19 protein-coding genes are annotated in these 22,902 nt (G+C 69.9%); 9 read left to right on the top strand and 10 right to left on the bottom strand.

Translation table 11 applies throughout. The features are described from left to right. Positions 1–56: 56 nt before the first annotated feature. Positions 57–794, bottom strand: a complete 738-nt coding sequence (locus tag VMJ70_00860; GenBank protein ID HTO89654.1) for a hypothetical protein — start codon at positions 792–794, stop codon at positions 57–59. A 139-nt stretch (positions 795–933) separates the two neighbouring features. Here VMJ70_00860 and VMJ70_00855 point away from each other — a divergent pair, with 139 nt between their 5' ends. The 3 genes from VMJ70_00855 (at position 934) to VMJ70_00845 (ending at position 7,318) form a co-directional block, all read left to right on the top strand. Next, positions 934–2,205, top strand: coding sequence for a DNA repair exonuclease (locus VMJ70_00855; GenBank protein HTO89653.1), 1,272 nt, complete (start codon positions 934–936; stop codon positions 2,203–2,205). Then, the gene (locus tag VMJ70_00850) at positions 2,202–5,093 is read left to right on the top strand and encodes an AAA family ATPase (GenBank protein HTO89652.1); all 2,892 of its coding nucleotides are present in this window, start codon (positions 2,202–2,204) and stop codon (positions 5,091–5,093) included. Before VMJ70_00855 ends, VMJ70_00850 begins: the two co-directional genes overlap by 4 nt. Before the next feature lie 62 nt (positions 5,094–5,155). Further along, complete coding sequence (locus VMJ70_00845) at positions 5,156–7,318, top strand: M28 family metallopeptidase (GenBank protein HTO89651.1); 2,163 nt, start codon at positions 5,156–5,158, stop codon at positions 7,316–7,318. A gap of 42 nt (positions 7,319–7,360) precedes the next feature. Here VMJ70_00845 and VMJ70_00840 read toward each other — a convergent pair whose 3' ends face one another. After that, a complete protein-coding gene (locus VMJ70_00840) occupies positions 7,361–7,831 on the bottom strand; it encodes a DUF6249 domain-containing protein (protein ID HTO89650.1) in 471 nt (156 codons plus the stop codon). Between the two features lie 108 nt (positions 7,832–7,939). On the opposite strand from VMJ70_00840, the gene VMJ70_00835 reads away from it, so the two are divergent. The 4 genes from VMJ70_00835 to VMJ70_00820 are packed head-to-tail and all read left to right on the top strand — an operon-like array spanning position 7,940 to position 13,211. Next, the gene (locus tag VMJ70_00835) at positions 7,940–8,545 is read left to right on the top strand and encodes an RNA polymerase sigma factor (protein ID HTO89649.1); all 606 of its coding nucleotides are present in this window, start codon (positions 7,940–7,942) and stop codon (positions 8,543–8,545) included. Continuing rightward, on the top strand, positions 8,542–9,108 hold the full coding sequence (locus tag VMJ70_00830) for a hypothetical protein (protein HTO89648.1): 567 nt from the start codon (positions 8,542–8,544) through the stop codon (positions 9,106–9,108). Before VMJ70_00835 ends, VMJ70_00830 begins: the two co-directional genes overlap by 4 nt. Positions 9,109–9,159: 51 nt before the next feature. Next, positions 9,160–11,286, top strand: a complete 2,127-nt coding sequence (locus VMJ70_00825; GenBank protein HTO89647.1) for a thioredoxin domain-containing protein — start codon at positions 9,160–9,162, stop codon at positions 11,284–11,286. Then, positions 11,283–13,211: a cytochrome c biogenesis protein CcdA gene (locus VMJ70_00820; GenBank protein ID HTO89646.1), complete on the top strand. Its 1,929-nt coding sequence runs from the start codon at positions 11,283–11,285 to the stop codon at positions 13,209–13,211. The genes VMJ70_00825 and VMJ70_00820 overlap by 4 nt, the downstream gene beginning before the upstream one ends. A 36-nt stretch (positions 13,212–13,247) precedes the next feature. Here the strand turns inward: VMJ70_00820 and VMJ70_00815 are convergent, their stop codons facing one another. Next, positions 13,248–14,045, bottom strand: coding sequence for a hypothetical protein (locus VMJ70_00815; protein HTO89645.1), 798 nt, complete (start codon positions 14,043–14,045; stop codon positions 13,248–13,250). Between the two features lie 34 nt (positions 14,046–14,079). Further along, positions 14,080–14,574, bottom strand: a complete 495-nt coding sequence (locus tag VMJ70_00810) for a hypothetical protein (protein ID HTO89644.1) — start codon at positions 14,572–14,574, stop codon at positions 14,080–14,082. Positions 14,575–14,753: 179 nt separating this feature from the next. Between VMJ70_00810 and VMJ70_00805 the strand changes: the two genes are divergently transcribed. Next, positions 14,754–16,625, top strand: a complete 1,872-nt coding sequence (locus VMJ70_00805; GenBank protein HTO89643.1) for an aspartyl protease family protein — start codon at positions 14,754–14,756, stop codon at positions 16,623–16,625. A gap of 24 nt (positions 16,626–16,649) precedes the next feature. Here VMJ70_00805 and VMJ70_00800 read toward each other — a convergent pair whose 3' ends face one another. The 6 genes from VMJ70_00800 to VMJ70_00775 are packed head-to-tail and all read right to left on the bottom strand — an operon-like array spanning position 16,650 to position 21,646. Further along, positions 16,650–17,567 (bottom strand): hypothetical protein, encoded by a 918-nt coding sequence (locus VMJ70_00800; protein ID HTO89642.1) that lies wholly within the window; start codon positions 17,565–17,567, stop codon positions 16,650–16,652. 10 nt (positions 17,568–17,577) lie between these two features. Beyond that, complete coding sequence (locus tag VMJ70_00795; protein HTO89641.1) at positions 17,578–18,993, bottom strand: amidase; 1,416 nt, start codon at positions 18,991–18,993, stop codon at positions 17,578–17,580. Continuing rightward, positions 18,993–19,370, bottom strand: a complete 378-nt coding sequence (locus tag VMJ70_00790) for a hypothetical protein (GenBank protein ID HTO89640.1) — start codon at positions 19,368–19,370, stop codon at positions 18,993–18,995. Before VMJ70_00790 ends, VMJ70_00795 begins: the two co-directional genes overlap by 1 nt. Beyond that, a complete protein-coding gene (locus VMJ70_00785) occupies positions 19,367–19,807 on the bottom strand; it encodes a thioesterase family protein (GenBank protein ID HTO89639.1) in 441 nt (146 codons plus the stop codon). Before VMJ70_00785 ends, VMJ70_00790 begins: the two co-directional genes overlap by 4 nt. A gap of 2 nt (positions 19,808–19,809) precedes the next feature. Next, positions 19,810–21,081 (bottom strand): GNAT family N-acetyltransferase, encoded by a 1,272-nt coding sequence (locus tag VMJ70_00780; GenBank protein ID HTO89638.1) that lies wholly within the window; start codon positions 21,079–21,081, stop codon positions 19,810–19,812. A gap of 28 nt (positions 21,082–21,109) precedes the next feature. Further along, positions 21,110–21,646 (bottom strand): hypothetical protein, encoded by a 537-nt coding sequence (locus VMJ70_00775; GenBank protein ID HTO89637.1) that lies wholly within the window; start codon positions 21,644–21,646, stop codon positions 21,110–21,112. A 124-nt stretch (positions 21,647–21,770) separates the two neighbouring features. On the opposite strand from VMJ70_00775, the gene VMJ70_00770 reads away from it, so the two are divergent. Then, positions 21,771–22,902, top strand: a 1,132-nt coding sequence (locus VMJ70_00770; protein ID HTO89636.1) for a hypothetical protein, incomplete at its 3' end; no start/stop codon positions are given.

Raw genomic sequence — 22,902 nt, 5'->3', positions numbered from 1 at the left:
GGCGGGTACCTTAGCCGCTTCCGGGCGGTTTGTGCCAGTGATTCCGGGGGCCCGCTTCAGCTTCCCGGCACCCTCTCGCGCAGCTGGGCGGCCCAGGCGCTGGAGGAGTCGCTCGCCAGGTAGAGGGCGGCCCATTTCCGCGCCTCCTCGGCGCGTCCGACCTGCGCCAGCAGCACCGCTCGGTCGTAGACGGCGTCGAGCCGCACCGGCGCCTGGTCGCGCACCGCGGCGAGCTGCGCGATGGCGCGCAGCTCGAGGCGCCGGCGCTCGATCGGATCGGCTTCGAGCGCCGCGAGCCGCGCCAGAGTCACGCCCAGCCCCAACCGCGCCTCGTCGTGGTGCGGCGCCAGATCCACCGCGGCCAGGTAGCGCTGCTCGGCGTGATGCGGGCTCTGGCGCACCAGATCGAGATGGCCGATCGCGGCGTGGAGCCGCGGGTCATCGGGGTGCCGGCGCAGCGCTGCCACCAGCAGTGACTCGGCGCGCTCGGCGCGGCGCAGCTGATCGGGATGCACGCGGCCACTCGGCGTCGAGGAAACGCCCAGCTCGGAATCGAAGCGCAGCTCGAGCAACCCGACGTCCATCGCCGGTGGCATCAGCGCCCACGCCGCGCGCGCGTCGTCGTCGTCGGGCACGCCGCCAAGGATGCGCGGCGGCACCAGGATCGAGGCCAGCGCCATCGCTGCGAGCCCGAGCATCAGGCCGAGAAAGCCGACGATCGCCCACCAGCGCCAGCGAAAATGGCGCTCGAACTGGGCGGCGGGCGCGGGGAACGGCGGCGGCGTCCGGGTCATGGCGAGCCGGCAGTGTAGCGTGAAGGGGACACCCGGGCATTGCCGCCCCCCTTGCCGCCTGCTATTTTGGCGGGCAATCGCGCACTGTCGCGACCGTTACGGCTCCACGCGATCATTCACGAGGAGTGTTTCGCGCCCTATGGCCGTTGCCCGCTTCCTCCAGATTTCCGATCTCCACCTCGGCCGCAGCTTCGGATGGCTGCCCGCCGAGAAGCGCGCCGAGCGCCGCGCCGATCAGCGCCGCGCCCTGGAGCGCGCGGTGCGCGAGGCGATCGAGCGCGGGATCCACGCCATCCTGATTCCCGGCGACCTGTTCGACGCCGACGGAGTGGATGCCGAGACCATGGCGTTCACGGTCAAGGTGTTCGAGGTCCCGGGCTGCCCGCCGGTGTTCATCACGCCCGGCAACCACGATCCCTGGTCGGAGAGCTCGCACCTGTGGAGCGCGCGCATGCTCAAGGCGCGCGGCTGGAGCTGGCCCGAGACCGTCCACATCTTCACCACCGCCAACTGGAGCGCGGCCACGGTGCCGAATCTCAGCAGCGTCCACGTCTACGGCCGCTGCTTCACCTCGAGCGCCGTCTCCACGTCGCGCCCCCTCGAAGAGGGCTCGGTGATCCTGCCGGACTCGGCCGACGCCCAGGGTCTCGAAATCGCGATGTTCCACGGCTCGAACGAGGAGAAATGCCCGCCGGGCCAGAAGGTCACCGCCCCCTTCAGCGAGAAGGAGATCGCGCACTCGCCGTTCGCCTACCACGCCGTCGGCCACTACCACGTGCCGTCGCGCATCGAGCAGAAGGGCGGCGACATGTCCTCGACCACGGGGCGCGGCGTGAGCGGCCGCGCCTCGGCCGGAGTGCGGCTCGCCTATGCCGGCTCGCCGATCGCCCTCGACCTCTCCGAGACCGGCGAACACGGCGCGCTCGAGGTGCGGGTCGAGTACGGCGGGCGCCAACCGATGATCGAGGTCGAGCCGATCGCGCTCGATCGCCGGCGCACCTTCGACCTCAACGCCGACATCAGCGGCTGCTCCAGCGCCGAGCAGGTGGACCGCCGCGTGCAGAAAGCGCTCGACGAAGCCGGCGTGAGCGAGCTGGATCTGGCGCAGGTGCGGCTCCAGGGCCGGCTCGCGCACGGGCTGCGCTACGCGGGCGCCAGCGCCGAGATGCAGCGCCGCGCGTTCTTCCTGCGCGTGGACCTCAAGCGCGTGCGCCCCGACTACGATCTCGATCGCTATCGGCGCGAAGAGCCCTCGACCACCGAGGCGCGTTTCGCGAGGGCCCTGCTCGACCGCATTGACGCCGAGAAGGATCCCGAAGAGAAGGCGGTGCTCGAGAGCGCGCTCTACTACGGCCTCGACGCCTTCAAGCTGCGCGAGGTGATGCCGGCCTACGAGGACCTCGGCGCGTGAAGCTCCTGCGCCTCAAGGCCGACGGTTTCGGAGCGCTCCGAGGCGAGTTCTCGTTCGATCCCGGGCGGCTGACGCTGATCGTCGACGACAACGAGCGCGGCAAGTCGACCCTGATCGCGGCGATCACGGCGGCGCTGTACGGGCTCGACGACGACAAGCGCGCCCATCGCGTGATGACGCCGCTCGATCGCTGGCGGCCCTGGGACGGCGGCAGCTACCGGGTCGAACTCGACATCGAGGAGGACGGCACGCGCTACACCATCAAGCGCGACTTCGCGCGCGGCGGCGTCGAAGTCTGGAACGACAAGGGACAGGAAGTGACCGCCGAGTTCCGCGCCGGCAAGGACCTCTATCCGGTCGGGCAGAAGCTGCTCGGCCTCGACCTCTTCGAGTTCGAGAAGTGTGCGCTGGTGCGCCAGAACGATCTCGAAGGCGTGGTGCCCGGCGAAGAGAAGGCGCGCCGCATGTCCACGCTCCATGCGCGGCTCGAGAACGCGGCCGACACGCGTGTCGGCGACACCAACGCCACCGAGGCGCTGCAGGTGCTGGCCACGGCCGCCGCCAACTACACCAGCCGCGAGCTGGACTCGACGCTCACCGTCGAGAACGCGGTCAAGCGGCTCGAGATGATGACCGGTCTGCTCGAGAGCGAGCTGAAGCAGCTCGAGCACGACTATTCGCAGATTCAGGCGCCGCTCGAGCGACTGAGCAAGCTCAGCGACGCCGAGAAGGACGCGCGCGCCGTGCTCGACACGCTCGACTCCGAGCGGCGCGAGGCGCTGGCCGGCGAGATCCGCCGCCAGCTCGAGGAGAATCGCCGCCACCAGGCCGAGCTGGAACAGCTCGAGGACGAGGTCAAGAGCCTGTCGGTGGCCGCCGAAATACCGGCCAACGCCGAGGCCGACCTGCGCGAAACCGTCGCCAAGCACGAAGAGGCGCTGAAGAGTCTCGAATCGCTCGAAACGCGCCGCAAGGAAGAGCAGGCCCGCGAGCGTGGAGCGCTCGCGGCCGAGGCCGAATCGCTCTCGATCTACTCGGCGTGCGAGCCCGATGACGCCGACCGCGCCGTGGCGCTGGCCGGGGAGATGCGCCGGGTGGGCGAGGAGGACCAGAAGCTGCGCACCGAGGTGTTCGGGCTGCGCGACGCGCTGGCCGGCCGCGGCGTCGAGCCCGAGCGCATCCAGCAGCTCGGTGGGCGCTTCCAGCGCCTCTCGCCCGACCAGCAGCGCTTGCTGCGCAGCCAGTCCGAACTGGCGCTGGCCTTCCAGACCGAGGTCGCCGACCTCGAGCGCACCCGAACCGAGAGCACCGACATGCTGCGGCGCATCGATTCGCTGCGGACCTCGCGGCGGCTGCCGGGCCTCGTGTTGCTGGCGAGCGGGGTCAGCCTCGGCATCGCTGGCGGTGTGTTCATGGCGTTCAAGATGGGCGGGCCGCTCGGCGTGGTGCTGCTCGGGGGCGCCGCGGTGCTGCTGCTGGTCGGCGGCGGATTGCTGGGCAACGCCGCGGGCGCGCGCAGCGACGATCGCGAGCTGGCGCTGCGGCAGCTCAGCGACGCGCAGCGGCGGCTCAACCAGCTGCGCAGCCAGCGGGCAGAGACCGAGGTCGGATTGAGCGAGCTGTCGCGCAGCATGGGCTACCGCGATCCGGTCGAGCTGATGCGCGACTGGGGCGAATACGCGCAGCTCCAGGAAGAGAGCGGGCCGGTCACGCGCGCGCAGCAGCAGCTCGGCTCGCTCGATACACGGAAACGCAGCGCGGTGGACGAAGCGCGCGGCCTGCTGGCGCGCGCCGGCGGCGGCGAGCCCACCGCCGAACGGCTCGAGGCGCTGGCCGCCGGCGTCCGAAAGCTCGCGAGCATCCGCCAGAGGATGGCCGACACGGAGAAGAGCTGGTCGTGGATCGACGACGAGAAGCGCGTCGCCGAAGCGTCGGCCACCGGATTGAAGGAGCGGGCGGTCAAGATCCTGGCCGCGGCGGGTTTGACCTACGACGCGGCGCAGCCGTGGGGACCGCAGGTGCAGCAGCTCGCCGAACGGGCGAAGAGCAAGTCGCGGCTCGCCACGCTCGAGAACGAGCTGATCCCGCAGGCGAAGCGGCGCGTGCTGCCCGACAAGTCACGCGCCGACCTCGAGAACCAGCTCGAGATGCTGCAATCCAAGGGCGCCAGCGCGGGTGCGTCCGGCGCGCGCGCTCAGGCGGAGATCGATCAGGAGAGCCGCACGCAGCGCGAGGCGCTCGAGAAGGTGCAACAGCAGCGGAACGATCTGCGCCTCGAGATCGATCGGACCTGGAGCCGCTACCACACCGAGCAGCCCGAGAAAGCCGAGCGTCTCGAGCGCGCCGAGATGGCGCTGGCCCGCGCGCGCCGCTTTCGCCGCGCGGTGGACATCGCGCGCGAGACCATCTCGACCGTGGCGCAGGAGACCCACAAGCGCTGGGCCGACCACCTCAACACCCGGGTCGCCGAGCTGCTCGCCGGCGTGGGCGCGGTGGTCGAACAGGTGCGATTCGGCGACGACCTCGACTTCTCGGTGACCGTGACCGGGCAGCAGATGGCGCGCGGCCGCGCCGTACAGACGCTGTCGGCCGGCGCGCGCGACCAGCTCTATCTGGCGGTGCGCCTCGCAGTGAGCGAGTACCTGTCGCGCGGCAAGGCGCCGCTGCCGATGCTGATCGACGACGCATTCGCGAGCAGCGACGACACGCGTGCCAAGCTCGGCATGAAGCTTCTGATCGAGCACTTCGCGCAGCAGCACCAGGTGCTGGTGGTGACCTGCCACCGCGGCCGGCACCAGACGCTGGCCGAGGCCGATCGCGCGCTCTATGCCGAACGCGTCCAGTGGCTCGATCTGGCGGCCGCGCGGCCGGCCGCCGCGAAGAGTTAGACTCCGCCGCCATGCCCCCGACCTCCGCGCGGCGAATCGCATCCGTGTTGTCGAGCGGTGTCGTGGCATTGGGGCTGCTGCGGCTCGGCGTCGCGTCGCGCGCCTCGGCGCAGGCGCCGCTTCCAAGCCTGCTCGGCTTCCGCAGTGCCGACGTGCCGGCCGAGCGCGCGCGCGAGGCCACGCTGGACGCCGGTATCCGGCCCGACTCGCTGCGCCGCCACCTGCGGATCTTGACCGAGACGCCGCATGTCGCCGGCACGCCCGCCGATCTCGCCGACGCCGAGTACGTGCGCAACCGGCTGATCGCCTACGGCTGGGATGCGCATCTCGAGGCGGTGCCGGTCTACCTCAACTATCCGGCCGAGCCGGTGCTCGAGCTGACCGAGCCCACCGCCACGCCGCTCGCCACGCGCGAGCGCGGCCTGCAGTGGGACAAGGACGCCTACGATCGCGACGCGTTCCCGGCGTTTCACGGCTATGGCGCGGCCGGCGAGGTCACCGCGCAGGTGGTGTACGCCAACTACGGCGACGTGGATGACTTCAAGAAGCTCGCCGAGGTCGGCATCGACGTGCGCGGAAGGATCGTGCTGGCGAGGTACGGAAGGAACTTCCGCGGGCTCAAGGTGCGCAACGCCGAGCGCGCCGGAGCCGCCGGGGTGATCATCTACAGCGATCCGGCCGACGACGGCTTCGCCAGGGACGACGTCTATCCGCGCGGCCAGGGCCGCCCGGAGGACGCGATCCAGCGCGGCAGCGTCCAGTACCTGTCGGAGGGCCCGGGAGATCCGACCACGCCGGGCTGGGGCTCGACCGACAAGGGCAAGCGGCTCAAGCCCTCCGAGGTCAAGGGCATTCCGAAGATTCCGTCGATCCCGCTGTCGTGGGGCGAAGCGAAGAAGATCCTGCTCGCGCTCGACGGGCCGCGCGTCCCCGACGCCTGGCAGGGCGGGCTCGAGCTGACCTATCACATGGGTCCCGGGCCGGCCAAGGTGCACATGAAGATCGGCCAGAACTATTCGGTGCGGCCGATCTGGAACGTGATCGCGACCCTCAAGGGACGCGAAGCGCCCGATCAATGGGTGATCGGCGGCAATCATCGCGACGCGTGGGTCCACGGGGCCAACGATCCCAACAGCGGCACCATCACCATGCTCGAGGTGGCGCGCGGGATCGGCGCGCTCACCCGCAACGGCTGGCGGCCGCGCCGCACGCTGGTGCTGTGCTCGTGGGATGGCGAGGAGTACGGCCTGCTCGGCTCGACGGAATGGTGCGAGACCAACGCCGCCGAGCTGAAGCAGAAGGCGGTCGCCTACGTCAACGTCGACGCCGCGGTCGGAGGGCACGATTTCGGCGTCAGCGGCGCGCACGCCCTGGGCGACGTGATCACCGAGGTCATCAACGACGTGAAGGACCCCGGCAAGGGCCCGAGCGTCGGGCAGGTGTGGGCGGATCGGCTGAAGAACGAGGGCCGTGCCGACTGGGCGCGCAGGAATCGCGAACGCCGCTGGCGCGGGGAGCCCGAGCAGATCTTCGTGCCGATGCCCGGCTCGCTCGGCAGCGGTTCCGACTACACTGCGTTCGAGGATCGTCTCGGCATCGCCTCGTGCAATCTCGGCTTCGGAGGCGTGGGCGGCGTCTACCACTCCCAGTACGACGACTTCGCGTTCATGGACCGGGTGGTGGATCCCGGCTACGCCTACCACGTCGCGATGGTGGAGATCTGGTCGCGGCTGGCGCTGCGGCTCGCCGAAGCCGAAGCGATTCCGCTGCGTTACTCGGAGACCGGAAATTTCGCGCTCGAGGAAATCCAGACGCTCGACGATCGGGCCGACGACGTGAACGCCGCGCTCGCCGATTCCTCGAAGCTCAAGGCCGATCTCACCGCGCTGCGCGCCGCGGCCACGCACTTGCGCGATGCCGGGCGCACGCTCGAGAGCGCGGTGGATCGCGCGCTCACCCGCGGCGTGTGGCCGGATGGGAGTGCGGCGAGCACCAACCGGCTCCTGATCGGCGCCGAGCGCAACTTCATCGGCGCGGGCTTGCCGGGTCGCACCTGGTTCCTGAACGAGATCTACGCGCCGGGGCTCAACACCGGCTACGCCGCGGTGCCGCTGCCGCGTCTCGGCCAGGCGGTGCTCGAGCACGACGCGCACGCGTGGCGCGACGGCGTCGAGCCGATCCGCGCGGCGCTCGAACGCACCGCCACCGCGCTGCAGGCGAAGTAGCGCGGCCGCGCGCGGCGCGCGCGTGATGCGCGCCGCGCCGCCCTAGCGGGTCGGCGCGTTGGGACGCTGACCGTCGCCGCGCGGGCGCACCAGCAGCCCGCTGAGGATCAGAGCGAGGCCGATCAGTCCCGGCACCAGTCCGATCGCCCAGGCGTTGTCGCCGGTGTGCATGACGATCAGCATCGCCGAGAGGCCGATGCCGGTGAACAGCGTGACGATCCCGCCGATCATCAGTCCCTGCGAGCGGCGGCGGGAGATATCGTCGAAACTGCGGAACATCGCGCTCGGGTCGTCCCAGTCGTCGGATCCGGCCGGAATCGGCGGAAGCTTGCCGGGATCCACGCCGCGCTGGATCGCGGCGATGCGCTCCTGCTGCGCCAGCTCGACCATGCGCTGCCTCGCCAGGGTGCGTACGATGCCCATGGTGATGCCGCCGATGATGGCGACGATCGGCACCGAGAAGATCATCAGGGGAACGATGAAGTCCGCGTCGAAGATGTTGCCGAGCCACATGGCCGGCCTCCTGGAATTGGGTGGGGTGTCGCTCGAGATGGCCTGCTTCAATCGCTTGGACGGCCGAGGGCCCCGGGCGGGTTTCACGCCTCGCGGGCGGAAGTTTCGGTGAAACCCGGCGACCCCGAGCCCCCGTCCAACCCGCTGGTGCACCAGACCGCGAGGCCGCAGCCACCGGACGAGGAGGGCCCATGGATCGAGCGCGCGCGCGCCGGCGACGCCGCGGCGTTTCGGCTGCTGGTGGAGCGGCACCGCGATCGGGTGCACGGGCTCGCGCGGCGCATGTTGCGCAGCGATCCCGATGCCGAAGAAGTGGCGCAGGACGCGTTCGTTCGCGCCTGGCGGGCGCTGCCGGGGTTTCGTGGCGATTCGAGCTTCGGCACCTGGCTGCACCGGATCGTGATGCGCCTTTCGCTCGACCGGCTGGAGGCGATGCGCCGGCGGCAGCGGCGGGAACCGGCCCTGGAGGATGCGCTCGAGCCGGCGGTCGAGGGGCCCGACCACGACGCTCGCCTGCGCGCGCGGAAACTGGATGCGTTGGTGGCGAACCTCAGCGACGCGCAACGCGCGGCGGTGACGCTGTATTACTATGAGGAGCGTTCGGTGGAAGACGTGGCCCGGGTGCTGAACCTGCCCGAGAACACCGTGAAGACGCACTTGAGCCGCGCGCGCGCCGTGTTGCGCGCGGCGTGGCTCACCGGGGACGAAGAGTGATCTGCGCGGAATTCGATCGCTGGCTGGACGAGGGCCAGCCGCGCGAGCGGCTCGAGGCGATGTCGGCGCACGCTACGAGCTGCGCGCGGTGCATGCGCGCGCTGGCGGCGGCGCTCGAGGTGGACGCGCTGCTGGCGTCCCCGGATCGGGTCGCGGGCCGCGCACCGGCCGATTTCACCGAGCGCGTGATGAATCGCGTGATCGTGACGCCGCAGATCTCCGCCGCGCCGATCTCGGCCCGGGCGCGGCTCGGCACCGGCCTTCGCTCGGGCCCGCTCTGGCTGCGCGCGGTGTCGGATCCGGCGGTGGTGCTGGCGCTGCTGGTCGCGGCGCTGGTCGCCTGGCGCGGCCCGGCGCTCGTCGTCGCGGCTCCGGCGGCGGCGCTGGCGCTGGCCGGTCGGGCGGCGGCGTTGTTCAGCGCGCCGAGACTTGTGCCGCCCGGCGTTCCGGACTGGGCGCGGCTCGGAGTGATGATCGCCGCGCTGCCGCCGCTGGCGTGGCTCGGCTGGCGCCTCTTCCGCGCCACCGAGGCGGTTGCCGCGCGCGTGGCGCGCCACCCATAGCCTGATCCCCGCCCCCCGCTGGCACCGCGAGCCTTCTGCTACCCTCGCTCGGTGCCCCCGAATCCGCCATCCGACCGGCGCCCCAACCGGCTCGCCGGCGAGAAGAGCCCCTATCTCCTCCAGCACGCCCATAACCCGGTGGACTGGCACCCGTGGGGCGAAGAAGCGTTCGCGCGCGCCCGCGTGGAAGACAAGCCGATCTTCCTCTCGATCGGCTATTCGACCTGTCACTGGTGCCACGTCATGGAGCGCGAGTCGTTCGAGAGCGACGCGGTGGCCGAGCCGCTCAACCGGTGGTTCGTGCCGATCAAGGTGGATCGCGAGGAGCGGCCCGACGTGGATCGGATCTACATGACCGCGATGCAGGCGTTGGGGCTGGGCGGCGGCTGGCCGCTCAACGTGTTCCTCACCCCCGAGCTCGAGCCTTTCTTCGGCGGCACCTACTTCCCGCCCGACGCCGCGTTCGGACGTCCGGGCCTGCTCCAGGTGCTCCCGCGCGTTCACGAAGCGTGGCTCGAGCGGCGCGGCGATCTCGAAGACACCGGGCGGCGCGTGCTCGCGGCGCTCGCCGATCTCGAGAAGCCCGAGCAGGCGGCGCGCGACGAGCTGGCGCTCCTCGATCTCGCCTGGAGCTGGTTCGAGCGCACCGCCGATCGCGACCACGGCGGCTTCGGCACCGCGCCCAAGTTTCCCTCGCCCTGCAATCTCGCGTTTCTGACGCGCTTCGCGGTCGCCAATCCAGATCGGCGCGAGGCGGCGCTGAGACTGGTCGCGGCGCAGCTCGACGCCATGCGCGCCGGCGGCATCCACGATCACCTCGGCGGCGGGTTCCATCGTTACAGCGTCGACGCCGCGTGGCGCGTGTCGCATTTCGAGAAGATGCTGTACGACCAGGCGCAGCTCGCGTGGGCGTATCTCGAAGGCTTCCAGATCACCGGCGATTCGACCTGCGCCGACACCGCGCGCCGCATCTTCACTTACGTGTTGCGCGATCTGTCATCGCCGGAGGGTGGCTTTTGTTCGGCCGAGGACGCCGACAGCGAGGGCGAAGAAGGGCGCTTCTATGTGTGGACGCCGACGCAGCTCGAGGAGGCGCTGGGCGCCGAGGATGCGAGCCTGTTCGCGCGCCGCTACGGCGTCACACCGCAGGGCAACTTCGAGCACGGCGCGAGCGTGCTCTACGAGGCGCGCACGGTCGCCGAGCTGGCGCGCGAGCGGAAGCTCGACGAGGCCGCACTCGAGGCGCGGCTCGACCGCGCCGCTGACACGCTGCTCGCGGCACGCTCTCGCCGGACGCGGCCGCATCTCGACGACAAAGTGCTGGCCGCGTGGAACGGGCTGATGATCTCGGCCTGCGCGCGCGGCGCGCGCGTGCTCAACGACGGAGCGCTGGCCGAGCGCGGCGCTCGGGCCGGCGAGTTCGTGTGGTCGTGGATGTGGAATGCGAACTCCCGAGAGCTCCAGCGCCGCTGGCGCGAGGGCGAGGCGGCGATGGCCGGGCAACTCGACGACTACGCCAACGTCGCGCTCGGCTTCGTCGATCTCTACGGCGCCACCTTCGAGCCGAAATGGCTGTCGCGCGCGGCCGAGATCACCGGCGCCATGATCGAGCGCTTCGAGGATCGCGAGGCGGGCGGGTTCTTCGAGAGCCCCCCGGGAGATGACAGCATTCGGTTACGTCTGAAGGACGGGCACGATGGCGCCGAGCTGGCCGGGAACTCGATCGCGGCGCAGGTGGTGCAAGCCCTCGGCGTACTGCTCGACCGCGCGGCGTGGCGCGAGGCGGCGAATCGGGCGTTCGCGTACTATTCGCGACGGCTTGGCGAAGCGCCGGCAATGATGCCGCAGATGCTGGTGTCGATGGATCTGGCGCGGGCGACGCCGCGGCAGGTCGTGATCGCGGGCGATCCGGCGGCACCGGATACCCGCGCCCTGATCGCGGAATTCGATCGGCGCTTCCTGCCCCACGATCTGCTGCTGGTCACCGGGGAAGGAGCGCGGCGGCGGCAGCTCGAGGAGCTGGTGCCGTTCGTGGAGCCGCTGGTCGCGAAGCAGGGACGGGCGACCGCGTACGTGTGCGTGGAGTACGCGTGCCGATTGCCCGTGCAGGACGCCGCGGAGTTTGCGGCGCAACTCGACGAGGTCGCGACGGTGGTGAGCAAGCGGAGCTTCTCATGAAATGGTCCGGTCGAGCGCGCGTCGCGCTTTGGTTCGCAGTCGCGCTGAGCGCGGCGTGCACGATCCCCGCCGCAAGTCTCGCCCAATTCGGCGGCGGCCCGGTGCCCGAGCCGGGACAGCTCGTGAAGGTCACGGTGGCGCCGGCGCGTGTGGCGCCCGACGATCGCGCCCGGGCGATCGTCACGCTGCACATCCTGAAAGGTTGGCACGTCAACGCCAACCCGCCCTCGAACGAGAACTCGATTCCCACCGAAGTATCGCTGATGCCGGCCGCCGGCGTGAGCGCCGGCGCGATCGAGTACCCGCCGCCCAGGATCGAGAAGCTTTCCTTCGATCCGCAGCCACAGCTGGTCTGGGACGGCGATATCGCGATCCCGATCCCGATCACCGCGGCCGCGAGCGCGACCGGTCACGTCGTGCTCAAGGGCAAGGTGAAGTTCCAGTCGTGCAACGACCAGGTCTGCCTGCCGCCGGCGAGCGTGGACTTCGATCTGCCGGTCGACGTCGCAGGAGGCGCGACGCCATCGGGCGGGGCGTCGAATCGCGGCGGGTCGACCGCGCCGGGCACCGCCGCAAGTCCCTCGCCGCCGGCCGCCTCCGACACCGGCGCCGCGACCGGCGCGGGCACCTCGTCTGGCTCGCCGGGATCGTTCACCACCGCGCCGCCGCCGAAGGGCGCCGCCCCGGTGCCCGACAATCCCGTGGCGCGCGCGATTGAGGGCGGCGGCATCACCGCACTGCTCGCGCTGTTCCTGTTCGGGCTCGCGCTCAATCTCACGCCGTGCGTCTACCCGATGCTCGGCGTCACGGTCTCGATCTTCGGCGCGCGCCGCGCCGCGCCGCCGCGGCAGGTGATCGGCTACGCCGCGCTCTATGTGCTCGGCATGGCGCTGATGTACACGACACTCGGCGTGGTGGCTGCGCTCACCGGCGGGTTGTTCGGCGGCTTCCTGCAGAGCCCGCTGGTGCTGGCCGCGGTGGGCGTGCTGCTGCTGGTCATGTCGCTCTCGATGTTCGGGCTCTACGAGTTCACCGTGCCGCCACAACTCATGAACAAGCTGGGCGGCGCCACCGCCACCAGCGCCGCGGGCGTGTTCCTGTCGGGACTCGTGGTCGGCGTGTTCGCGGCCCCGTGCGTGGGGCCGGCGGTGGTCGCGCTGCTCGCGGTGGTGGGCGCGAAGGGCGATCCCTGGCTCGGCTTCACCACCTTCTTCACGCTCTCGCTCGGGCTCGGCTTCCCCTACCTGCTGCTCGCGACCTTTTCGAATCTCCTCCAGCGCCTGCCGCGCTCGGGCGAATGGATGGTGTGGGTGAAGGCGATCTTCGGCGTGATTCTCGCCGGGGTGGGCGCCTTCTACCTGCTGCTGGCGTTCGCGCCGAAGCTCGGCGGCTGGGTGCTGCCGGCGGCGCTGGTGCTGGGCGGCCTCTACCTCGGTTTCATCGAGAAGACGAAAGGACGCGGACCCAATTTCCGCTGGGCCAAGCGCGCGATGGGAGGGGCGGCCATCGTCGTCGGCGCGTGGATCATCTTCAGCACGCCCACTCAGGGCGTCGCGTTCCGCCCCGCCGACGATCAGTCGCTGCAGGCGGCGATCGCCACCGGGCGGCCGGTGTTGCTCGAGTTCTCGGCCGACTGGTGCGTGCCCTGCCACGAGCTGGAGCGCTCGACCTTCAGCGATCGCGGGGTGATTGCCGCGAGCCGCGACTTCCACACCTTCAAGGTGGATCTCACGCGCTACGACTCGCCCGAGTCCGAGCGCTGGCGGCGCGTTTACGGGGTGCGCGGCGTGCCGACCGTGATCTTCCTGGGCACCGACGGGGGCGAGATCAAGTCGCTGCGCGTGGAGGGCTTCCTGGCGCCCGAGCCGTTCCTCGCGCGCATGAAGCTGGCGACCCAAAGCGGCGCGCGCGCGGAAAACGAGTAGCGCTCGCCCGGCGGGGTCGCGCGGCCGACGGCGCCGCTACTTCCCAAACGTCGTATTGAGCGCGAAGAACAGCGTGAACTTGGGCCAGCCGTCGCCGTCGTGCGCGACCGTCCACTGCGGCTCGACAAAAGCGTTGAAGGTCTTGGCGCTCGGCTTGACCACCTTGCCGAGACCAATGCCGAGCGGGATGTAGTAGCGGCTGCTCCGCGTGTCGAACGACCACACGCCCGTGCTGCGCAGATACAGACCCTTCTGCAGGTTGTGGATCAGCAGCGGCTGGAACGTGAGCGAGCTCACGTCCTCTCGATTGCCATCGCCGGCAAACGAGGTCTGCCACTGGAGCAGTGCGGCCAGCACCCCGCTGGCGGCCACGTGGACCGCGGTCCCGGCCACGCCGATCTGCCACTTGCCGGTGCCGAGCGCGTCTTCGCTGGCCGTCGGCATGGTGATCAGCGGGCCGGCACCCAACGTCGCGCCGCTCTTCTGCCCGAGCAGCAGGATGTCGAAGATGTTGAGGTCGCCGAGCCCGGTGGTCGTGCCGCCCTTGAAATCGGGGCGGGTGCTGACCGGCACCGTGAGCCGGATGATCTGCGGCATGGGCAGCGGTTTGCCCTTCGGCAGCACGGTGGCGCCGCGGATCAAGAAATCGTTCGAGGACTGATCGGTGCCGTAGAGCGTGGGGTACCAGTAGTCCTGAAGGTTGAGCGAAGGCGCGGGATTGAGCGGATTGTTGCTCTTGTTCATTTCGTCGGAGCTGACTTCGCTCGCGGCGAGCGCGCGCGAGGGCGCGCACGCGGAAACCACCAGCAGGGCGAGGAGGATTGCACGGGGCATGTGCATCACGTCACCTCCGGATCAGAGCGCGGAGCTACATCGGAAAATTCCAGCCCACCAGCAGCTTGAAGTCGGCGATGTCGCCGAGGCCGAGCTTGGCCTCGGAGAAGAAGCGGCTGCCGCGCTTGGTCGGAGCGGTGGCGCCGACGATCAGGCTGCCGCCGACGTCGGTTTCCGAGTCTCCGCCCACGTCGCTGCTGAAATTCGAAAAAGTGATGCCGACGCCCGCGCCGACGTACGGGCGCCACGGAGAGTCTCGCAGGGTGAACATGTAGTGGAGATCGGCGTTCAAATCGAAGGTGGTCACGTGATCGCCGAACCCGATGTCGAGATTGGGAACGAAGCCGATGTTGGGCGCGACGTCGCTGAAGTCCAGCTGCGCGCCGATCAGGAACTGATCGGGCCCGGTGCTGAATCCGACCCGCGGTCCCCAGGCATTGAGTGCGGTGCCGCCGGACGAGTTCGCCGCCAGCGCGGCCACCGGCGTGGCGCTCGCGACGAGCGCCAAGACCAAGATCTTTCTGAACATGCGTGGCTCCTCCGTGAGATCGGGTCGGGAGTGATGGACGCGGCAGAATAAGCGCACTGCCAGCGGCAAGGCAACGCTCCGCGCTCGTCCGATATTTTCCGCGCGCGGGTGCCGCCGGCGAAGGCCTGGGTTAGAGTGCCGCCGGCTCCTCCCCATTCCCCTCGCGAGGTGAATCCTCCATGAGAATCCGCCGTCTGTTTGTCCTTCTATCACTGCTCACCGCGCTGGCGCCCGCGGCCGCGCGCGCCACCATCACTCCCGAGGCCAAGACCGTGCTCGATCGCTACCTCCAGGTCACCGGCGGTCGAGACAAATGGCAGGCGACGCGCTCGACGCACGTGAAGGGCAAGCTGACGGCGTTCGGTCTGCAGGGAACGCTCGAAGCGTGGCGGAAGGCGCCCGACAAGCGTTCGAGCGCGATATCGATCGGCCCGATCACGATCAAGGACTGGCAGAGCGGCAACCAGGCGTGGCGACTCGACACCAGCGGCAAGATCCTGCCGCTCGATGGCGTCGCGCTCGAGCAGGCGCTCTCGAGCGGCTGGTTCGAGAACGAACGCTGGCTCGAACCCGATCAGGCCGGCGGCACGATCACGCGGCTCGCCGACGTCACCGATTCGCTGGGCTCGTTCGCGGTGCTCGAGGTGACGCCGCCCGGGGCCAAGCCGCGGCGCCTCGAGTTCGACAGGAAGACCGGCTACCTCGTCCGTCTGATCACCAAGAGCGATCAGATGACGGTGACCACCACCAACTCCGACTATCGGAGCGTGAACGGCATGATGGTCGCGTTCAAATCGGTGCAGGAGGTGGCCGGCGCGGCCGCCAACAACGCCACCGTGACCGTGGATTCGATCCTGGTCGAAGACATTCCCGACACCCAGTTCACCCCGCCCGCCGAGGCGCTCGCGCCCGTCACCTGGCTCAAGACTGTGGGCGTGGCGCGAATTCCATTCGAATATCACTCGCGGCATCTGTGGATCCACGCCTCGGTGAACGGTGGCCCGCCGGCCGATTTCCTGTTCGACACCGGCGCGAGCGTCACCGTGATCGACAGCGCCTACGCCGCGAAGATCGGCCTCAAATCCGTGGGAAACATGCACGCCGAGGGGGCGGGCTCGGGCGGCGGCGCGTCGTTCGCCACGCTCGACCGGCTGCGCCTCACCACCGCCGACGCCGACGGCGTCGAACTCCAGAACCTGAAGGTCGCGGTGCTCAACGTGAATTCGGTGCTGGCGCCGTTCTTCTGGCGCGACTGCGCGGGCGTCGTGGGCTTCGACGTCATCGTGCGGTTCGTGAACCAGGTGGACTACGACGGCCACAACCTGTTCCTCTACGATCCCAAGACCTTCACCTACGAGGGCAAGGGCACCGCGATCCCGATGACGCTGGCTGGCCACGCCCCGGTCGTCAACATCAAGCTCGATGGCCTGTACGAAGGCGCGGCGCGCGTGGACGTGGGCAGCGGCTCCATGCTCGATCTGCACACGCCGTTCGTCGCCAAGTACGAGCTGATCGCGAAGGCTCCGCGCGCGATCACCGTGATGGGCGGCGGCTTTGGCGGCACCTTCGAGAGCAAGCTGGCGCGCATGAAGTCGCTCGAAATCGGGCCGTATCGCGTCGACGAGCCGCTAATCGGGCTCTCGACCACCACCGAGGGCGCGCTCGCCAGCGAGGACTACGCCGGCAACATCGGCAACGAGCTGCTCGAGCGCTTCAAGGTCACGCTCGACTACGAGCGGCGGAAGATCTATCTCGAGCCGGCGGCGAAATACACCAAGCGTCCCGGCTTCAGCCTGTTCGGCGCTCAGCTCGCGCGCGAGGACGGAACGATCAAGGCCTTCCAGGTGCTGAAGGATTCACCCGCCGATCGCGCCGGACTGGCGGAAGATGACGAAGTCGTGTCGATCGACGGCGTGGCTGCGGCGCAACTCGATCCCGATCAGCTCGAGCAGAAGTTCGTGGATGGCGTGGCCGGCACCCGGGTGAAGCTGGTGGTGCTCCGCAACGGGAAGCAGAAGAACCTCAACGCCACGCTGAAAGAGATTCTGTAGTCGAGCGCGGCACTGCGGCGGACGTCACTGCTGCGGCGCCTCGTTCTTCATGCCGCCCTTGACCCATGCGACCCATGCGGTCTCGAGCTGGTCGGGGCGCGGAAACAGCGTCTTCGCCCGATTGAGCCCGGCGCTGGCGGGCTCGCCAGCCAGGATCGGCTCGAGCACCCAGCCGATGAAGCGATCGCCTTCGCGCATCGCGAGGAAGCGCGCGAACGACAGGGCTTCCGCGTCGTAGAACGGCGCATCGGCACCGGTGGCGCCGGCCGGCGCCGGCTTGCCGGCAGCGGGCGTCGACTTGCCGCCGCTCTTCGCCGCGTTCGCGGGCTGGCCCTTCGATTTCGCCGGCGGCCCGGGCTCGGGTCGCGACATGGCGAGCAGCCGATCGATGGGGATGTGCTGGTCGATGTGCGCGCTCACGAGCCCGAGGCGGCGGCCCTGCTCGACCGGCGAGGCGCACAGTCCCGCTACCGCGCTGTCGAACCAGTCGGGTGTGAGCCGCGCCTTGCCCGGCGGCGGCGAAGCCCTGGCGTTCACCCGCTCGAACGCCGCGAGGTACCAGCGGCCGGCTCGCTCCGAGAGCTCGGGCGCCGGCGGCGGCGCGCCGGCTCGCGGCGGCCAGTCGGTGAGCACGTAGTCGACGCCGGCTTCGCGCAGCGAGGCGGCGCTGACGCGGGACGGATCCGGAAGCGAGCCGAGCACGGCGATCGTGAGCTTGGGAGGCGAGTCGCCGATGTAGCGGCGGAACTGGTTGAACGCGTAGTCCATCTCGTGCCGCGTCAGCTGGAGCGAGGCGATGTCGGGCCCGTAGAGCTTGTAACGCGGCAGATCGACGACCTGGAGCGAGTCGACCGGTATCGGCGCGGCGGCGGCGGCGAAGCCCGCCCCGGCCGGCACGGAGACCAGCGCGGCCAGCGCGATCGGCAGGTAGCGATGGAACATCCCGATGATTCTAGCTCGCGAGTGTCTGCGCGAGCGAGGGATGCTCCAGGTGGTGCTCGGTCTTCGACTGGAACGCTTCGCCGAGGTTCAAGAGGGTCGCCTCGTCGAACGGCGCGCCCATGATCTGGAAGCTCACCGGCAGGCCGTCCTTGCCGAGCCCGGTCGGCATCGCGAGCGACGGCAGACCGCAGGTGTTGCCGACGCCGCCCACCGGATCGGGATAGTCGAGCGTCTCGTTCAGGTCGCCATCCACCGGCGGCGCCACCGACATGAAGTTGGGCGTCACGATCACGTCGTACTTGCCGAAGAAGTCGGCCATCTTCTCCAGCAACACCTCTCGCATCCGCCACGCCTTGGTGAGATCGGCGGCGGTCATCGGCTGGGCGATCTCCATTTGATACGGCGCGTAGGGATCCTTCAGCTGCTTCACCGAGCCGTCGCGGAAGAAGCTCTCGAACGCCGACAGCGCCTCGGCGGTGATGATCGCGCCGGCCACGTCGCCGGCCGGAAAGTCGGGCAGCGACGCCGGCTCGATGCGAACGCCGAGGCCCTTGAGCACGGCCACCGCGGCGTCGAATGCGTGCTTCACCTCGGGCTCGCCGTGCTTCGCGAAATCGAGCGGGATGAGCGCGGCGCGAATCGTGCGCGGGTCGCGCACCGGGCCATCGAGCGCGAGCGGCTCGTGACTCGCGGTCGCGTCGTCGGGATCGGGGCCGCCGATCGCCGAGAGAATCATGCGGCAGTCCACGGCCGAACGCGCGATCGGTCCGACCTTGTCGAAGGTGTACGAGCACACCATGCCGCCGGCGCGGCTCACGCGGCCGTAGGTGGGACGCAGTCCGGTGCATCCGCAGAACGCCGACGGGCAGAGGATCGAGCCCCAGGTCTCGGTGCCGAGCGCGAATGCCACCAGTCCGCCCCCGACCGCCGCGCCCGAGCCGGCCGACGAGCCGCCGGTCCAGCGCGACGGATCCCACGGATTGCGGCACGGGCCGCTGGCCGAAGCGTCGGCGAATCGGTAGCCGAGTCCGCCGGCGAACTCGACCATGGCGAGCTTGCCGAGCAGCACCGCGCCCGCCTCACGCAGGCGGCGGATCACGGTGGCGTCGGTGTTCGGAACGCGATTGCGGCACGGCACGGCGCCCCACGAGGTGCGGATGCCGGCGGTGTCGAACAGATCCTTGGCACCGTAGGGAATGCCGTGGAGCGGCCCGCGATACTTGCCGCCGTTGATCTCGGTCTCGGCGGCTCGCGCCTGCCTGCGCGCCAGGTCGGCGGTGACGGTCTCGAACGCGTTGAGTTTCGACGAGTACTTGCGGATGCGCTGGAGATACGACTCGGTCAGCTCGATCGGCGAGATCTGCTTCGCCTGGATCTTGGGAGCCAGCTCGTCCACGGTCTGGAACAGCACGTCTTCGCCGAGCATCAGCGTGCTCTCCTCGGCGAGTGCTTCGCGGGCAGTGGCCGGAAGGCGAATCCCTGCGGGCTGCCGGCGGGCAGCGAGTAGTCCCGAATCCGCTTGAGGCTGTCGGCGGTGTACTTCTTCTGCTTCTCGATCTCCTCGGCCAGCGCCGGATGCGCGCCCGGCCTGGTCGGCGTTAGGACCGAGTCGCTGGAGGCGGGCGTGGCGACCGCCGCGCGCTTCTTGCTCGATGCGGCACGCGCGCGCGGCGCGGTGCCCGACACCAGCAGCGCGGTCGAGCCGGCGGCCATCAATTTCATGAATGCGCGGCGCGTGCGCGGCCCATGCGGCGGCGGCGCGTCGGCGCGGGCGGGTTCTTCCTCGCGAGGCGTTCGCTTCATGACGGCACCTTTCGGGTGAGATCGCGGCCCTCGAACTGTTCGAGTCGGCGCCGCAGGGAGTCGGGCATCGAAATGCTCTGTTTCGTCGTGTAGTCGTAGCACACCTGAACCGAGCTGGCTTCAACCACCAGGCGCCGGCTGCTCTTCTCCTCGATCCGGTAGGCGAAACCGAACGACTTGGTGCCGATCCAGTCGCAGCGCACGCCGAGATCGAGCACCTCCTGCACCAGCGCTTCGGAGCGGAAGTCGATCGTGACGCTGGCGAGGATGAACGGGACGCGCCGGTAGTCGGTCGCCGATTCGAGCTTCCGCCAGTAGGCCTGCCGCGCGACCTCGAGATAGGTCACGTAGACGGCGTTGTTGATGTGGCCCATCGCGTCGGTGTCACGGAAGCGTGGAACCAGCTCGTGCCCGACCGAAAAGCCCGCGACACTCAAGCTCAGAACCCGTTCAACTGGTAGAGGAAGGCGGGCCGAGCGCGGAACCAGCTGTCGACGATCTCGTCGGCGCCGCCGCTCGCTTCGATCAAGCCGGCCTCGGCGGCGCGCCGCGGCGACAGCGTGCCGCCGGCGATCGGGCCGAGCGCGTCCATCGGCATGCGCAGTCGCGGCGGCCGGCGGCGACCGGCGCGCGGCGATTCGGGCGCGACCGTGAGGCGCCCCTCGCGCGCGCTCACGCGCCAGGCGCGGGCGTTGGCGGCGATCACCGAATCGTCGAGCTCCACCACGACCTCGCCGCGTGCGTGCGGCGAGACCGGCAGCATCTCGAGCCCGAGCTTCACGTCGGTGAAGCGCAACATCGCCCCGGCGGCGACGCCGGCGGTGTCGGCGAACACGCTGATTTCGAGGCCGGGACGAAGGTTCTGCGCGGTCTGGAGCGTGTGCAGCCAGGCGTGATCCGCGGGCAGCGCGCTGTGGATCTCGGCGACCTGGTCACGCAGCGAAGCGAGGTAGCCGACCAGTCCCTTGAACGCGGCCGGTGTCGCCGCCACGAACTCGAGCAGCGAGAGCTGGAGCTTGAAGGGGCCGTTCGAGTGATCGACGTCGTAGCAGAGGTAGCCCTCGATCTGCCCGCGCCGCCGCCCCTCGTACACCACCCAGTCGCTGGCGTATCCCCACAGGCGCTGGGTCCACCATTCGGGTTTTCGCACCAGCGCGAAGTGGCCCTGACCGGAGACCTTCTCGAATAGCGCCTGCACCGCGGGCCGGTCGGGAATCATCAGCCGGCGCACGAAACGCGCCTCGTCCGAGACCGGCAGGTTCGCCGGCGACGCGGCGACCTGGTGTACGTATTCGATCACGCCATAGCCCAGCTTGCGGTAGTACGAGCCGCGAAATGCGTAGAGCATGCTGAGCGCGTCACCGCGCTGGCGCATCTCGCGAATCGCGAACTTCATCAGCGTCTCGGCCACGCCGCGCCGGCGATGCTCGGGTGACACCGCCACCGAGCCGACGCCGACCACCGGCAGCTTCTGCCCGCGCACCAGCGCGGTGAGCGGATAGAGCACCATCGAGGCGACGATCTGGCCTTCCAGCTCGCCGACGCGAACGTCGCGGATCGTGAAGCGCGGGTGATCGGTGTAGAACTCGCGCCGTTTCTCGAGGCTCGCCACCCGGTAGGCGCGATAGCCGAGATCGGCGAGCGTCTCGACGTCGGTGCGCCGCGCGGTGCGATAGCGGAGCGCGGGCGGGCGCGGCGGCCGCGGGCTCACGCGGCGCTCCCGGCGAACGGCGCGCGCGTCACAGCCGCTTCTCCATCGCGATCTCGAACATGGCTTCGCCATGCGCGCCGCGCCGGACGCCCGGCCCGCGCAGATCGAGGCCGTTGCGCGTCGCGCTCAGCACGTTTTCGGGCTGCCAGACGCTGTTGAACTGGGTGCTGACCACGAAGCGATAGAGGCCCTGAGCCGGCGGGCGGCCATTGTCGAGGATCGGCGGCGTGTCGAAGCCGCCGCCGGCGATGTCGACCTGCACGCGGTCCAACTCCGAGCCGTCGGCGCGGCGCACCGAGAGCTGAATGCGCGTGCCATCCGGCAGATCGAGGTGGCCACGCGCGCGCATCGCGCCGTCGGAGGCTCGGTAGGGCTCGAAACGGGTGAGGAGCGGCTGGCCGCGGGCGATCGCGGAGGTATCGGGCGCGGTCTCGAACTCGAGGGTTTCGTGTTCCGCAGGCTTCGACTTGCCGCATCCGGCGGGCGCGAGCACGAGGAGGGTGGCGGCCATCCCGCGGGCAGCACCGATCAGGGCGCGCGAAGCGCCGACCGTGGCACGTCTCATGGAGCGGACAAACTAGCCGAACGCGCCGCCGGCGGGAAGAGCATCATTTTCCTGTGAGCCGCCGGGGCGCGGCGTTACCCTTCTTCCCGGCCCGCAGGGAAGCGCGATCGAAGGAGTCCCTCGCATGCGCCTCCGAATTCTCCCCGTCGCTTCGATCCTGATCGCGATCGCCGCGCTTCTCTCGCCGCGCGACACGGCCGCCGGCTGGCAACCCGACGGCGTTGACGTCTGCCCCGCGTGCGGGTGGAGCATCTACCGGGAGCCTGCACTGGCGGGGGACGGAGCCGGCGGCGCGTACGTCTCGACCTGGGACGGCGGTCGGGGACTCCAGATCCACCACCTTCTCGCGAACGGAGATCTCGATCCCGGGTGGCCCGGGTACGGCATCAACCCGACCGACCTCTTCGGTTTGAACTTTGCCGGGGCGCTCCGGGAGGACGGCGCGGGCGGCGTCTACGTCGCGTGGGTGCACAGCGACTGCGTCAGCAGCTGTACTCGCCTGGATGGAGGCCCCGTGCATCTCCAGCGATTCACTTCGATCCCGACGATCTTCCCCGGCTGGCACCCTGAAGGGATTCAGGTCACCGACATGGGCGTCAACACGCCGCCACTGCTCGAGCGGGACGGCCACGGCGGCATCGTCATCTGCATGCAGCAGGAAGCGTACACGGACACATCCGACGTTCTGCGCGTCGCGCGGATCGACGGCTCGGGGACGCGGATTTGGCCGTCGGCCTTGTCGGGCGGCCTGGTGGCGCCGCGCTCGCCGAAGTCCGAGGACGATCCATCGCTCGCGGCCGATGGATCCGGAGGCGCATTCGTCGCGTGGTCCGATCGGCGCGGGCCTGTCCCGCAGATCTACCTCCAGCACTTCGACGCGGCGGGCAACATCGCCGACTCTTCGGGCGTGGCGGTGACGTCCGCACCGCTCGCGCAGCGGCGACCCAGGTTGCTCTCGGATGGCGTGGGCGGCGTGTTCCTGGCGTGGGAAGACTCGAGCGCGACAAGCGGGCGTCACCTCCGCGCGCAACGATTCGACTCATCGCTACAGGCGCAGTGGGGGAGCGGCGTCGCGGTGACGCCCGGCGTCGCCGGGGACCAGATTTACGTCGCGCTGGCTTCCGATGAGGCGGGCGGACTCTTCCTCGACTGGATCGACCGGAGATCGGGAAGCTATCAAGTCTACGCGGTGCGACTCGATGCCGGCGGTGGCGCGGTGTCACCGTGGCCAGCCGGCGGAGAGCCAATCGCCGCAG

The organism is Candidatus Sulfotelmatobacter sp., assembly GCA_035498555.1.
Lineage (GTDB): Bacteria > Eisenbacteria > RBG-16-71-46 > RBG-16-71-46 > RBG-16-71-46 > DATKAB01.
The sequence above is the reverse complement of the archived record's forward strand: the minus strand, read 5'-3'. Positions and strand labels throughout refer to the sequence as shown.